The following is a 14,087-nucleotide window of genomic DNA, read 5'->3' as shown; positions in this document are numbered from 1 at the left end:
TAAACCACTGCGTTTTAAATAAGTCATACTATTAAAACAGTCATTATGAGCCCGAAAGATAATTTCTATAAAGTAAAACATCTTTACAACCGTGCTGGCTTTGGTATTTCTTACACCGATTTACATAAACTGAGCAGAAAAAACATCACTAAAGTTATTGATGGTTTACTCAAAGAACAGAAAGAAACCGATGATATTACATTAATTGATTCAGTTGCCTCAAAACAACAACTTTTAATGCAGGCAGGTTTATATTCCAAAAAGGATTTAACCGACGATGAAAAGAAACAACGCCAGGAAATTGTTCGCATGCAGAACGAAAAAAGCCGTGATTTAAATGTTGCTTGGGTTGAGAAAATGATTAATACACCAAATCCGCTTCGCGAGAAGATGACACTTTTTTGGCATGGTCATTTTGCATGTAGAAGCAACAACCCAATGTTTGCACAACAGCTAAATAATATCCAACGAGCTAATGGATTGGGGAGTTTTAAAACTTTGTTGGTAGAGGTATCGCAATCCCCGGCAATGCTTCAGTATTTAAATAACCAGCAAAATAGAAAAGGAAAACCGAACGAAAATTTCGCCCGGGAACTAATGGAATTATTCACTTTAGGCAGAGGAAATTACACTGAACAAGACATAAAAGAATCAGCCCGTTCGTTTACCGGATGGATGTACGATAAAGATGGCTCATTTATTTTTCGACCAAATTTGCATGATGCAGGAACAAAAACCTTCTTTGGAAAAACCGGCAATTTTGATGGCGAAAACATTATCGATATCATTTTGGATAAGCCTGAAACTGCAGAATTTATATCGCGAAAGGTGTATAAATTTTTTGTAAATGATAATCCGAATGAAGCACACGTTAAAGAATTAGCAACACATTTTTTTAACTCGAAGTACAATATAGCTGAGTTAATGAAAAAAATGTTTACATCCGATTGGTTTTATAACCCCGAAAATGTGGGTTCAAAAATTAAATCGCCTGTCGAGTTTTTGGTCGGTTTAAGCAGAGAATTTTATGTCACTTATAATAAGCCTCAAGTATTAATTCAACTGCAAAGTAGTTTAGGGCAATATTTATTTAATCCGCCAAATGTAGCAGGCTGGCCGGGCGGACAAAGCTGGATTGATAGTTCTTCATTGATGTTAAGAATGCGTATTCCATCTTTGGTTTTGAATGATGGCGAGATTGATTTTAGCGGAAAAGCAGACCCTGAAGATGAAGCTGTTATTGCACAAAGCAGAACGGCTACCATTAATGCAAATACCAAAATCAAACCAAAATCTTATGTAGATGCAAAAGCAGACTGGCCTAAATTTTTAAGCACACTACCAAAGGGAATTAAGCCCGTAGAACTTGCCGAATTTTTGCTTCAGCCAAAGCTAAATGAAAAAATAAAAGGGATGGTTGGTGATAACAAAGGTTTAAAAAGCACATCAGTTGAGTTAACCAGCATGCCCGAATATCAACTTTGTTAGTTAATTGTTAGTATACCATTAGAAGGATAATTGATTTTTAGAATAAATGCCCCTTCAATCAAATACATAAAAAAATGGATAGAAGAAGTTTTTTAAGAAATACAGGTTTTGTTGCAGCAGGTTCATTGTTTGTTCCTGCGTTTATGAAACCGCTCGAAGCAATGGCGCTTGATGAATTAAGTTTGTATAAAAATTTAGTGGTTGTACAGCTTTCTGGTGGTAATGATGGTTTAAATACTGTTATCCCTTATGGTAATGATATTTATTATCAAAAAAGAAAAAGCATCGCCATTAAGCCTGAGCAAATTATTAAGCTTAATGATATGCAAGGCCTAAATCCAAATATGGCAGCTTTACAAGAAATTCATGACCAAGGATGGATGACGATTATTAACGATGTTGGCTATCCAAATCCCGATCGCTCCCATTTCCGTTCGATGGATATTTGGCAAACAGGTAGCGAAAGCAATCAGTTTTTATCTACAGGATGGATTGGCCGATATTTAGATAGCAACTGTCAAACGTGCAAGTTTCCATACACAGCAATTGAGGTAGATGATTCGCTATCGCTTGCAATGAAAGGACAAACAAAAAAAGGAATCGCACTGAAAGATCCCGCAGCTTTATTTCGCAACACAAACGACCCATTTTTTAAAGCAATGCTGCAAAATGATAAGGAACATTTAGATGAAGATAATTTAGGTTATTTGTATAAAACAATGATCGAAACTTCATCGTCGGCAAGCTATATCCAAAATACTTCCAAGGTTTATCAGAGTAAAGCTACATATCCTCAATCGGGTTTCGCCAATCAATTAAAAACTGTTTCTAAATTCATTTCATCAGGTTTAAAAACAAGAGTTTACTATGTTTCGCTAAGTGGTTTTGATACGCATGTTAATCAAATTCAACAACAAGGAAATTTGCTTAAACAATATAGCGAAGGCATGGCGGCTTTCTTAAAAGACTTAAAAACCAACAATAAACTGGAGGATACACTTGTGGTTACATTTTCTGAATTTGGTCGCCGTGTTGAGCAAAATGCCAGTAATGGAACAGACCACGGTACTGCAAATAACATGTTCATTTTCGGCGGACGATTAAAAAAACAAGGCATCTTTAATGATGCACCAAACTTAGGCGATTTAGATACCGGCGACTTAAAATACCAACTGGATTTTAGGCAGGTTTATGGAACCATTTTAGATAAATGGCTTGATGTAAACAATGCAGATATATTGAATAAGAAGTTTAACACGCTCGATTTTATTTAGGCTTGTAGTTGTTCCCGCAGATTTTCGTAAATAAAAACGCAGATTTTTGCAGAAAGAATTCGGCGAGAATAGATTATTTCAACGTATCTGCGGGAAATGAGTAATCTTGCTATTTTCTTTTTAGCAGGTATTTTGTATAGCTAGAATCCTTTCCATTTTGAACTTCTCTTGCCTGAAAAATTTCATATCCATAATTTTTCATTTTATTTGCACAATCTAGTAAAGAATTAAATTCAAGCTTTTTCCCTTTGTCATCCCTAATTAACGCATCATCTTCATATTCGATTTTCTGCCCATATTCTAAAATTATTCCTGTTTTTCGGCTAAAATATTGTCGGTCAGCAGAAATTTCTATGTATGGAGTATTAATTTCAGTTAACTTAACTTTATTAACATTTTGAGCTTTTGCGCTGGAAAAAGCAATGCAAGCGACCGCAGTCGTTACGAGAAGAAATTTTTTCATTATAAGGTTTTCTTTTGTGTGTACCTAAATTATAAAATAATATCCTTTGCTTATTGTGTCGAAATGTAACAAAATCAACTTCACTCAATCTTAACCTAAAAGCATAATGAATTTTTTAGGCAACATCATTTGGATTATTTTCGGAGGCATTTTTATTTTTTTCGAATATATTATAGGCGGTTTAATCCTTTGTCTTACTATAATCGGTATTCCTTTTGGCATTCAGTGTTTCAAATTTGCAATAGTTGGCCTTGCTCCATTTGGTGTTAAAATAACAGATACTTCATCCAATACCGGTTGCCTTTCTACAATAATGAATATTATATGGATTTGCTGCGGAGGTTTTTGGATAGCTTTAACGCATTTCTTTTTTGGAATTTTACTTTGCATAACCATTGTAGGCATACCTTTTGGCCGGCAGCATTTTAAATTGATGAACCTGGCTTTTACGCCTTTTGGCAAATCAATATCATAAGCAAATTATATTACAAAGGCAGCCATTATTCATTAAAGATAATCGCTACTTTTCTTGTAAAAATTCATTCTAACTTCTAGAGAAATACATTTAACCACAAAGTTTGTAGCCATTACACTCAAAGTGTAGAGAAATTCCCCAGTTTCTTTTTTATGGCACAAAGATAAGCTACTGTAAAACAATTGTTTAATATTAAATATCGCTTTGGCATCATTATGAAACTTAAGCAAATATTATTACACATTAAAATTTTTTAAAAATCATACCATGAAAAAGTTCATTTTATCAGCTACATTTTTAGCATTCGCAGGATTCTCAGCAGTACAAGCAAGTGAAGTAAAAGATTTAAAAAATACTGCAGTTGTTGCGGTTCAAGATAGTGCAGTAAAAACACCAGTTAAACTAGAAGAATTACCAGAGGCAGTTTCAACCGCGTTAAAATCTGATGCATATAAAGGTTGGTCAGCTACAGAGGCTTGGTCTGTAAAAGAAGGAGCAAAAGAATACTACCTAATCAATATTAAAAAAGAAGCAGAAACTGGTTCAGTAAAAATTGATAAAGATGGTAAACCTGTTCAATAATTAATAATCTTTATAAGACATAATCTGGGCTTTAGAGTCCAGTATAAATTAAATAGAACCATGAAAATACCATTGGTAATTTCATAACATTAAATAAAAACAACCATGAAAAAGTTAATTTTATCAGCTGCGTTCTTAGCATTTGCAGGATTCTCAGCAGTACAAGCGAGTGAAGTAAACCCAATGAAAAATGCTGCAATTGTTGCAGTTCAAGATAGTGCAGTAAAAACTCCTGTAAAATTGGAAGAACTTCCTGAGCCAGTTACAACCGCATTAAAATCTGATGCATATAAAGGTTGGTCAGCTACAGAAGCTTGGTCTGTAAAAGAAGGAGCTAAAGAATATTACTTAATCAATGTTAAAAAAGAAGCAGAAACTGGTTCTGTAAAAATTGATAAAGACGGTAAACCTGTTCAATAAATCCCAATATTACATCTACCTTAAAAGAATGGCCAGACTTTGTCTGGCTTTTCTTATTTTTGTTGTATGGCAAAAATCCTGATTTTAGAAGACGATACAACATTTGCTCAGTTACTTGAAGGTTTTTTAACTAAAAACAGCCATGAGATTACACTCGTAACTCATGTAAAGCAATCATTTAAATTAATCGAAAATCAAAAATTCGATTTACTTTTAATTGATTATCGCCTGCCCGATGGAATAGGTTTTGAAATAATTACGCATTCCCGAAATCTTAGTCTTTCTACGCCAATCATCATCATGACCAGCTTTAACGACGTTAGAACAGCTGTAAAATCGATACAAATGGGAGCTTTCGATTACATTACGAAGCCTGTTAACCCCGATGAACTTTTAATGGTGATTAAGAATTCGCTTAATAAAAAAGATGCTAAAGACATTAAAACTGAAGCTATCGATTCTGATTTTATAAAAGGTAAAAGTACTACGGCTGATAAATTATATGAACATATTGCATTAGTTTCACCAACGGATATGTCGGTAATTATCCAAGGCGAAAGCGGAACAGGTAAGGAGTTTGCAGCAAGAACATTGCATCAGCAGAGTAAGCGGGCATTGAAACCTTTTGTTGCAATAGATTGCGGCGCACTATCTAAAGATTTAGCTGCAAGTGAGTTATTTGGGCATGTTAAAGGTGCTTTCACAGGTGCTTTAAATGATAAAAAAGGTCAGTTTGAAGCCGCTGATGGTGGAACTTTATTTCTGGATGAGGTTGGGAATCTGAGTTATGAAGTCCAAATAAAATTACTTAGGGCTTTACAGGAAAGAGTTATTCAACCTTTAGGAAGCACCAAACAAATTCCGGTAGATGTTAGAATTATTACAGCTACAAATGATGACTTGCTAAATAGTATTGCGGAAGGGGAATTTAGGGAGGATTTATACCATCGCTTAAACGAATTCAAAATTCAATTACCTGCCCTGAGAGAAAGAGGCGGAGATTTAGAATTATTTATCAATCATTTTATTGGTTTATCAAATCGTGATTTAGACAGAAATGTTAAAAGCATTTCTGCTGAAGCAAAATCGCTTTTATTAAATTACGACTGGCCGGGGAACTTACGTGAGTTAAGCAATGTGATAAAAAGAATGGTTCTGCTAACACCAGGTGATGTTGCTCAGGTTAGTGCATTACCCGATGAAATGATGATTTCAGTAAATCAGCAAACGCTACCTGGAAATTCATCAGATTTAAAAGCGGTAAATGAGCAAAATGAAAAAGCCATTATCACAGAAACGCTAATTAAGGCGAAGCACAACAAATCTAAAGCTGCAAAAATGTTAAATATAGACAGGAAAACGCTATATGCCAAAATGGAAAGATATGGGATTGAGTAAAAAGTAACTGCCTCTCCCTATTAAAGAAAGTGATTAGTAACGGGTTATTAAGCCCTATCCTAAAAAAAGTAAAATTATAGGCTGTGGTTTGAATTCAAATGTAAAACCTTAAATATAATTCTTAACCAACCGGTTTTGCAAGTTGGTTAAAAGCAGTCATTTTTGTTTCTTTATCCACTTGGGGAGGAGTTTCGATGAAATAACAGCTAGCTTAGGCTTATACAGGGAGAGGTTCCATAACTGATATCAAAGCATCTAATTTTTTTAACTGCATTAAAACTTCAGTTTCAACATTTCCATCCAACCCTTTTTGGGCAATTTCAATTTCCAATAATCTAAATGCCGTAGCCAAAGTTTTTGCACCCATTTGCGCAGTTCTGCCCGCAAGGCGATGAACAATTAATCTGCATTTATCCTGATTATTTTCTTCGAGATATAATTTCAACTCCTTTGCATCGTCAACGCAATCTTGTTTAAACCTATTTAGTATTTTTTCCAATACTTCTTTATCGCCAAAAGTCATTTTTTCGATAGAAGAAAAATCATATTCAGGTTGTTCGGTTAAGATTTCAGTTTTATCGAAAATAGATAGTAAATCTTCAGCACGAAAAGGCTTCATTATCAGTCCGTCGAAACCTTCGCTTAAAACTATTTCGCGTTCCTCTGGTAAAACCTGGGCGGTAATGGCATAAAATTTAATATTTTCGGGTAGTTTTTTCTTTAAAATATGGCATAGTTCTAAACCTGTCATTTCAGGTAAACGCATATCAACCAAAACATATTTAAGGTTGGCAGTTGTTTCTTCTTGCAAAATATCAGCAACCTGACTAAAGCTTTTATATGGAATTTTATTCTTCTCGAAAATCAAACCACATAAGTTTAGAATTAATTTGTCATCATCAATTATCCAAACTGTACCCGGATTAATAATTGCATAATGCTCTAAATCCAAAGCATCATTTATACGTTCTGATGTTTCTAGATAGGTTAAATAAATATTAAATGTTGTACCAACACCAGGTTTGCTTTTAACATGAATTCTTCCACCTTGCCCCTCTATAAGCGATTTAACAATGGGCAAACCTAATCCAGTTCCGGTTTGGTTAAGCACATATCTTTCTGAAGATTCAATTTGCTCAAACTCATTGAATATTTTGGAAACGTCTTTTTCTTCGAAACCAATTCCCGTATCTTTTATCTTGAAATTGAAATGCAAATTGTCTGCTTGTTTCTTACAAGAAACTTTCAATGAAATTTCGCCCTTTAAAGTAAATTTCACAGCATTTCCCAATAAATTAAACAAAATTTGTTTTAATCTGAAAGCATCACCTTTTATGAATTCAGTACCAGGTAAATCTAAATCTACAATTAATTTAAGCGATTTTTGCTCTGCAAGAGGCCGCATTACCGAAATTACTTCATCCAACACTTTCTTTACATCAAAAACCTGATTGTTAAAACTGAATTCTCCTGAAATAATTCGGTTATAATCCAACACCTCATTAACAATTTGAAGCAAGTGAATGGAAGATTGATAGATTGCATCAACATCTTTCTTCTTTGGATTATCTTGCTGCGAAATTAATTCTGCATAGCCTAAAATAGATTGTAATGGCGTTCGTATTTCATGGCTCATATTCGATAAAAATCGCTGTTTCGCCTTACCATGATATTCCGCCTCGTCTTTTGCCAATTCAAGTTGCCTACGATATTTATTACTCCTGGTAATATCTGTCAAAATCAAATAAAGTAATATAACAGTTATTAAAAAGAAAGTTATAATTATAGCTGTAATTTGGGTTATACCATCATTTACAACTTCTTTAGCCTGAATGCCATTCAAATCAACCTGTGCCACCGCCTGTCCCTCAACTTCTCTCAAAATTTGCAGCATTTGATTGGTTAAAGCATTACTGGCATTGGATAAATCGGCCTCGCGTTTTAAAAATTTCTGGCTTTTCTGGCGTTGTTCTATTTCTATATTCTTCAAAGAGCCAGTCATACTTTTCATAACACTATCTTCTGCCTTGGCATTCAGTGTATCACGTTTAACCTTAAATTCTTCGTTAATAATTTTATAAACATCAGCCTTTTTTTTTCCGAAAAGTTTACTCAAAAATCCTCTTGATTTTTCGTCTTCTTCAGGTGCAACTGTTGTGGTAGAGGTAGTTGTTTCGGTAGTTAAAACAGCACTATCAGTTTTTCTGCCACGAGTAGCTACCAATTCGTTCAACTTTTTAACTTCATCAGAAAAAGACTTTGTGTTAACCAAAGTTTCTCGGACCTGCAAATAGGAAACAAACTGCTTATCTCTTTCTACAAGCAAACTTTTAATAGATTTTATCCGGACAAGCTGTAAAGAATCGCCGGTATAAAGTTTTCGCAGGGTATCTAAACTTAACCTCAACTTTCGAGATTCTTTTAAAAAACTATAATTCCCTTGTTTATTAAAAGCCTCATCTCGCTGCAACTGATCAAGCCGTGCAATTTTGTGCGATAAATCATTTACAATTCTAAGTCTGTCATTTGGTGCAGAAATTTCTTCAACTGTATTCAGCATTCGCGTAAAGGCAAACTTACTTATACCCCAGGCTAAAAGCAGCGCAAAACAGGCAAATAAAAATCCTATTATCACTTTACTTTTTATCGCCCTGAAGAAACGTTTCTGAATTACGGCCGCCATTAATTGTAGATTTTGTCTGCTTATTTAACGAACTTTTCGCTAAAAAGACATAATATGGCTAATAGAACAAATAACATACCAAGCATAGTATTTAATTATAACCACACAAACCCTTTCAATTATTATTCCAATGCCCCACTGTGCAAAACTCTAAATTGAAAACCAATGAAAATTCTATAATTTTAACAAAACCAACAAACATGAATCGCATCGATCGCCTTTTCGGGATTTTGACCTTGCTGCAATCAAGAAAATACATCACGGCAGATAAAATTTCTGATCGATTTAACATCAGCGTGCGTACGGTTTATCGCGATATTAAAGCTTTGCAAGAACAAGGAATTCCTGTTAGCTTCGATCAACCAAAAGGTTACTTTCTGGTTCAGGGATATTTTTTGCCTCCCATTTCATTTAATATGGATGAAGCAAATGCATTACTTTTGGTAGAGAGTTTGGTTAACGGTTTTGCTGATAATTCAATCCGAACCCATTACACTGCTGCCCTTACAAAAGTAAAGGCAGTTTTAAAAACCAGCCAGAAAGAAAAGCTGGAAAATATGAACCAGCACATTAGATTACAGATTCCTGAACGCTTAAGATTCAATTACGAGTATCTTTCGCTTATTCAAAATGCCATAACAGAGAAGAATATAATAGAACTGGAATATAAAAATGCCAAGGAGGAAACCAGTAAAAGAGAGGTTGAACCAATTGGATTAATATTCTATGCCTTCAGCTGGCATTTGATTGCTTGGTGCCATTATCGAAATCAATACCGCGATTTTAACTTAACAAGAATTGTTTGTCTAAAGAACCACCAAAAGCCCTTTTTAAAAACCGAACATATGCCTCTTAGCAATTACATGAGCATGTTACCCGTAAATTTTTAAATTGTAGTATCAATCAAGGTTGAAATTCTATATCGATACCAAAATTTAAATAATTGCTGCTTCTATTTTCACACTGCCATAGGGTTGTCAGTCTGCTGTATTTTCTTTGTTGAAACAAAATCCAAAACCATGATTATAACCGACCTACTATTAATGGAAATCAATACAATGGAAAAATCTAAACAACAAAACATGGACATTATCAAAGCATTATTAAAAGAATTCGAAGCAGAATTTAACACTACAAAAAAATTTATCGCACTTGTTCCTGCCGATAAGTTTGATTGGGCGCCTCATGAAAAAAGCATGAAAATGAAATCATTGGCAAGCCACATTGCAGAGTTACCAGAGTGGGTAAGTATGGCTTTCACAGCCGATGGCTTGGATTTCGCAACTGCTCCTTATGAAGAGAAACACATTGAAAACAGTGATGATTTAATCAGGCTTCTGGAAACCAGTTATCAAAGTGGAAAAGCTGAACTGGAAAAAGCGCAACCCAACACCTTTGATGAACAATGGATTTTAAGAAATGGAGATCAGATTTTAGGTGATTTAACCCGATACGAAATGATGCGAATAGCTTTTAGCCAGACTATTCACCATAGAGCACAGTTAGGCGTTTATTTGAGGCTATTGAACATCCCAATTCCAGGCAGCTATGGGCCAAGTGCAGACGACCAAAGTTTTTAATTATTTTTACCTACAAAGAAAACTTAGAATATAGGTTTCTAAATTTGCCACAGAAACACAGAGGTTTCAGAAGAAAAAAGAATAAATTTCTGTGTTCATCTGTGCTTCCGTGGCAATATATTTTAAATCCATTTAACCACACGTCTTTGGTTAATTAAGCAATTATTTCCGTAAAATTGCAGCATGAATAATAACTCTGCAACTCGTTTAAATAAATTTATCAGCGAAAGCGGATTATGCTCCCGTCGCGAGGCAGATAGATTTATCGAGAAAGGTACAGTTTTTATAAACGGTAAGCGAGCCAAAATTGGCGATCAGGTTTTTCCAAAAGATAAAGTGATGGTTAACGGCCACAACATCGAACCAAAGGAAGAATCGAATTTCATTCTATTGGCTTTTAATAAACCTGTTGGCATAACCAGTACCACAGAATCAAATATTAAAGATAACATTGTTGATTATGTAAACCATAGCGAACGTATTTTTCCTATCGGGCGTTTGGATAAAGATTCTTCTGGCTTGATATTCTTAACCAACAATGGCGATATTGTAAACAAAATTTTAAGAGCAGGTAACAAACACGAAAAAGAATATTTGGTTACCGTTAACAAACCAATTACCGAAGATTTTATTTTCGAAATGAGTAACGGCGTACCCATTTTAGGTGTAAATACACGCAAATGTAAGGTTCGGCAAATTGGCCCATTTGTATTCAATATTATTTTAATTCAAGGTTTAAATAGGCAAATCCGTAGAATGTGTGAACATTTTGGCTATGAAGTGACCAAGCTGGAACGTACCCGGATTATGAATATCAATCTGAAAGGCATCCCGACTGGAGAATTTAGGGAACTTACAGAAGAAGAAATGAATGGCATTATGAAAAGTGTCGAAAAATCATCTTCTGAAGCTGCTTCAAAACCAAAAAACACTAAGAAAAAAACAAACTCATGGGAAGAAATTCCGGAAACAAAGAATGAACACCCAAAAAAGCCGTTTAAACCAGCTCAAAAATCAGCAGGAAAAAAAACGACTGGTCATTCTTCTACCAAGCCAGCCAGTAAAAGTGGTTCATCAGGTAGAAATACACGACCTCCAAAAGGTAAATCAGTAGCAAAATCTAGTAGCAGGCAAAGAGGAAGATAAACCAATAAATTGTAAATTTCTGAATTTCAATCGGTTGCTTTAAGCTAATATCTTTCAGCTTAAAAGCTTTTTAGTACCTTTGTATAAATTGTTTGGCAGCGAATAACGATAAATATGGAAGCATTAATTATATACCCCGAAACTAAAGAGCAAATGGCTGCTTTAAAAGCCGTTGCTAAAGCTTTGAAGGTAGCTTTTAAAAAACAACCTAAAGCTGAATTAACCGAGCGTGAGAAAACCATCAATCTTTACGGAATTGAAATGGTTGAGATGATTGAAAAAGCCGAAGAATCTATAAAAAAAGGCAATGTTAAAACTTTGGATCCATCAAAATCCTTATGGGAGAATATTCAATAGTTTTAGAAAAAATAGCCGAAAAACAGATTAAACTCCATTTCAAATCGGGAGACAAAGCATCTATAAAAAGAATAAATCAAATATTTGAAGAACTTAAATCAAATCCATATTCTGGAATTGGAAACCCTGAAACTTTAAAATATGGCCTATCGAATTTTGGTCTAGAAGAATAAACCAAAAAGACAGATTGATTTATAGAGTTGATGAAGACATTGTTACAGTTTTCATTATTGCAGCTATGGGTCATTATAGTGATAAATAAAATGTTAGAGAAAACAGCAAAAAAAACCGATATCCGCTCATTAGATTTGCAACAGTTGCAACAGCAATTGACTGCAATGAAGCAACCTGCTTTCAGAAGCAAGCAAATCTATCAATGGTTATGGGAAAAATCGGCAACCAGTTTTGATGAAATGAGCAATCTTTCTAAAGATTTACGCAAATCATTAGATGAAAATTTTGCCATTAATGCTGTTCAGGTAAATAATTCTCAATTTAGTAACGATCATACCATTAAAAACACTTTCCGCCTTGCAGATGGAAATATTGTTGAAGGTGTTTTAATTCCTTTGGAAGACCGAATGACGGCCTGCGTAAGTTCGCAAGTTGGCTGTAGTTTAACATGCAAATTTTGCGCAACAGGTTATATGGATCGTAAGCGCAACTTAAATGCCGATGAAATTTATGATCAGGTTGTTTTAATTGATAAACAAGCGAAACAGAATTATAATAACCCATTAACCAATATCGTGTATATGGGCATGGGTGAGCCGCTTCTAAACTATGCAAATGTTATGAAATCTATCGAGCGCATCACTGCTCCAGATGGTTTAAACATGAGTTATAAACGAATTACAGTTTCTACTGCAGGTATTGCAAAAATGATTAAAAAATTGGGTGATGATGGTGCCAAATTCAATCTTGCACTATCGCTTCACGCAGCAGATGATAAAAAGCGTAATGAAATTATGCCCATTAACGAAGCAAATACTTTAAAAGCTTTGGCTGATGCGCTTAAATACTATTTTGCCAAAACCAAAAACCCGGTTACTTACGAATACATTGTTTTCAATCATTTCAATGATGAAATTTCTGATGCAATGGATTTAGCAAAATTCTGCAAACACATTCCTTGTAAGGTTAATCTTATTGAATACAACCCAATTTCTTTTGCAGATTTTACCAATGCAGAAGGCGATAAAATCGATGCGTTCTCCAACTATCTTAAATCTCAGGGTATAAACACAAACATTCGCCGTAGCCGCGGTAAAGATATTGATGCCGCTTGTGGACAATTAGCCGTTAAAGAAAAAGCTAAAGCCTAGTTTTTAATCTGCCTGGCAAATACAAAATCTTCATCCCAAAAAGCTTAAATTTTGAAAATCCTGATAAAGACACTATATTTATTTAGATAAATTTTCAGCATGGCCATTAATTCAAAACCTCTGGCCGAAAGTTATTATTCGATATATTTAATACTTTATCATCATGGAAATCCTCAAATCCAAAAAATCCTGGCTACAGCAATGGGCTTCTGATTTAATCGGATTATTATTTCCAAACCTTTGCAATGCATGCGGAACGCCCATATTTCAAAACGAAAATTTAATCTGTACAAAATGCCAGTATGATTTACCTTTTACTGATTATCATGTTCATGATGAAAATCGGGTTGCAAAACAGTTTTGGGGCCGATTGCCTTTAAATGCTGCAATGGCAATGTTGTATTTCAGAAAAGGAGCCAAAGTTCAAAATCTGATACACAGTTTAAAGTATAATAACAAAACAGATGTTGGTGTAATGCTTGGACACATGCTTGGCGAAAGATTAAAAAATAGTCCACTTTACCAAAATATAGATTTAATTATGCCAGTTCCTTTGCACCAAAAAAAACTACGCTTAAGAGGTTATAATCAAAGTACATTTATAGTTGAAGGTGTTTCTAAAAAAATGGAAATAGATTTTTATGATAATATTTTAATCAGACCTGTTCCTACAGAAAGCCAAACAAAAAAGAGCAGGTACAATCGTTATGAAAACATGAAATCAGTTTTCAAAATACAGAATCCAGAAAAAATTGCAGGTAAGCATATTTTGCTCATAGACGATGTAATTACAACAGGTGCCACACTCGAAGCTTGTGCAAATGTTTTACTCGAAAACGGAGCATCAAAAGTTAGCATTGCAGCTTTGGCTTTCGCAGAATAATTTTCTCATATTT

Annotated in this window: 14 protein-coding genes and 1 pseudogene; 13 read left to right on the top strand and 2 right to left on the bottom strand. The window is 34.5% G+C overall.

The window, feature by feature from the left end:
* Positions 1-45 precede the first annotated feature (45 nt).
* Entirely contained in the window at positions 46-1,488 is a 1,443-nt protein-coding gene (locus tag IEV50_RS16310) for a DUF1800 domain-containing protein (protein ID WP_188416365.1), read from the top strand.
* Between the two features lie 74 nt (positions 1,489-1,562).
* Positions 1,563-2,762, top strand: coding sequence for a DUF1501 domain-containing protein (locus IEV50_RS16305; protein ID WP_188416363.1), 1,200 nt, complete (start codon positions 1,563-1,565; stop codon positions 2,760-2,762).
* A gap of 109 nt (positions 2,763-2,871) precedes the next feature.
* On the opposite strand, the gene IEV50_RS16300 is transcribed toward IEV50_RS16305, so the two are convergent.
* Entirely contained in the window at positions 2,872-3,225 is a 354-nt protein-coding gene (locus IEV50_RS16300) for a hypothetical protein (RefSeq protein WP_188416361.1), read from the bottom strand.
* 106 nt (positions 3,226-3,331) lie between these two features.
* Between IEV50_RS16300 and IEV50_RS16295 the strand changes: the two genes are divergently transcribed.
* The 4 genes from IEV50_RS16295 (at position 3,332) to IEV50_RS16280 (ending at position 6,100) form a co-directional block, all read left to right on the top strand.
* The gene (locus IEV50_RS16295) at positions 3,332-3,700 is read left to right on the top strand and encodes a YccF domain-containing protein (protein ID WP_188416359.1); all 369 of its coding nucleotides are present in this window, start codon (positions 3,332-3,334) and stop codon (positions 3,698-3,700) included.
* A gap of 267 nt (positions 3,701-3,967) precedes the next feature.
* Entirely contained in the window at positions 3,968-4,282 is a 315-nt protein-coding gene (locus IEV50_RS16290) for a hypothetical protein (RefSeq protein ID WP_188416357.1), read from the top strand.
* A gap of 105 nt (positions 4,283-4,387) precedes the next feature.
* Positions 4,388-4,702 (top strand): hypothetical protein, encoded by a 315-nt coding sequence (locus IEV50_RS16285; protein ID WP_188416355.1) that lies wholly within the window; start codon positions 4,388-4,390, stop codon positions 4,700-4,702.
* A 66-nt stretch (positions 4,703-4,768) separates the two neighbouring features.
* Positions 4,769-6,100, top strand: a complete 1,332-nt coding sequence (locus IEV50_RS16280; protein WP_188416353.1) for a sigma-54-dependent transcriptional regulator — start codon at positions 4,769-4,771, stop codon at positions 6,098-6,100.
* Positions 6,101-6,317: 217 nt separating this feature from the next.
* Here the strand turns inward: IEV50_RS16280 and IEV50_RS16275 are convergent, their stop codons facing one another.
* Positions 6,318-8,783, bottom strand: a complete 2,466-nt coding sequence (locus IEV50_RS16275; protein ID WP_188416352.1) for a hybrid sensor histidine kinase/response regulator — start codon at positions 8,781-8,783, stop codon at positions 6,318-6,320.
* A 200-nt stretch (positions 8,784-8,983) separates the two neighbouring features.
* On the opposite strand from IEV50_RS16275, the gene IEV50_RS16270 reads away from it, so the two are divergent.
* The 7 genes and pseudogenes from IEV50_RS16270 (at position 8,984) to IEV50_RS16240 (ending at position 14,074) form a co-directional block, all read left to right on the top strand.
* Entirely contained in the window at positions 8,984-9,673 is a 690-nt protein-coding gene (locus IEV50_RS16270) for a helix-turn-helix transcriptional regulator (RefSeq protein ID WP_188416350.1), read from the top strand.
* 129 nt (positions 9,674-9,802) lie between these two features.
* Positions 9,803-10,363 carry a DinB family protein gene (locus IEV50_RS16265; RefSeq protein ID WP_229746768.1) on the top strand — a complete coding sequence of 187 codons (561 nt, stop codon included), beginning with the start codon at positions 9,803-9,805 and terminating at the stop codon, positions 10,361-10,363.
* Between the two features lie 183 nt (positions 10,364-10,546).
* Positions 10,547-11,509: a 23S rRNA pseudouridine(2604) synthase RluF gene (gene rluF / locus IEV50_RS16260; RefSeq protein ID WP_188416348.1), complete on the top strand. Its 963-nt coding sequence runs from the start codon at positions 10,547-10,549 to the stop codon at positions 11,507-11,509.
* Positions 11,510-11,623: 114 nt separating this feature from the next.
* Positions 11,624-11,866, top strand: a complete 243-nt coding sequence (locus tag IEV50_RS16255) for a DUF2683 family protein (RefSeq protein WP_188416346.1) — start codon at positions 11,624-11,626, stop codon at positions 11,864-11,866.
* Positions 11,848-12,128 (top strand): annotated as a pseudogene (locus IEV50_RS16250) (Txe/YoeB family addiction module toxin). The gene IEV50_RS16255 and the pseudogene IEV50_RS16250 overlap by 19 nt, the downstream one beginning before the upstream one ends.
* 1 nt (position 12,129) lies before the next feature.
* Positions 12,130-13,191, top strand: a complete 1,062-nt coding sequence (gene rlmN, locus IEV50_RS16245; protein ID WP_188416344.1) for a dual-specificity RNA methyltransferase RlmN — start codon at positions 12,130-12,132, stop codon at positions 13,189-13,191.
* A gap of 163 nt (positions 13,192-13,354) precedes the next feature.
* Positions 13,355-14,074, top strand: coding sequence for a ComF family protein (locus IEV50_RS16240; protein ID WP_188416342.1), 720 nt, complete (start codon positions 13,355-13,357; stop codon positions 14,072-14,074).
* The last annotated feature ends 13 nt before the right edge of the window (positions 14,075-14,087 follow it).

The sequence above is a fragment of the Pedobacter mendelii genome (assembly GCF_014635725.1).
GTDB classification, from domain to species: Bacteria; Bacteroidota; Bacteroidia; order Sphingobacteriales; family Sphingobacteriaceae; genus Pedobacter; species Pedobacter mendelii.
This window is presented reverse-complemented; position numbering and strand designations above follow the sequence as displayed.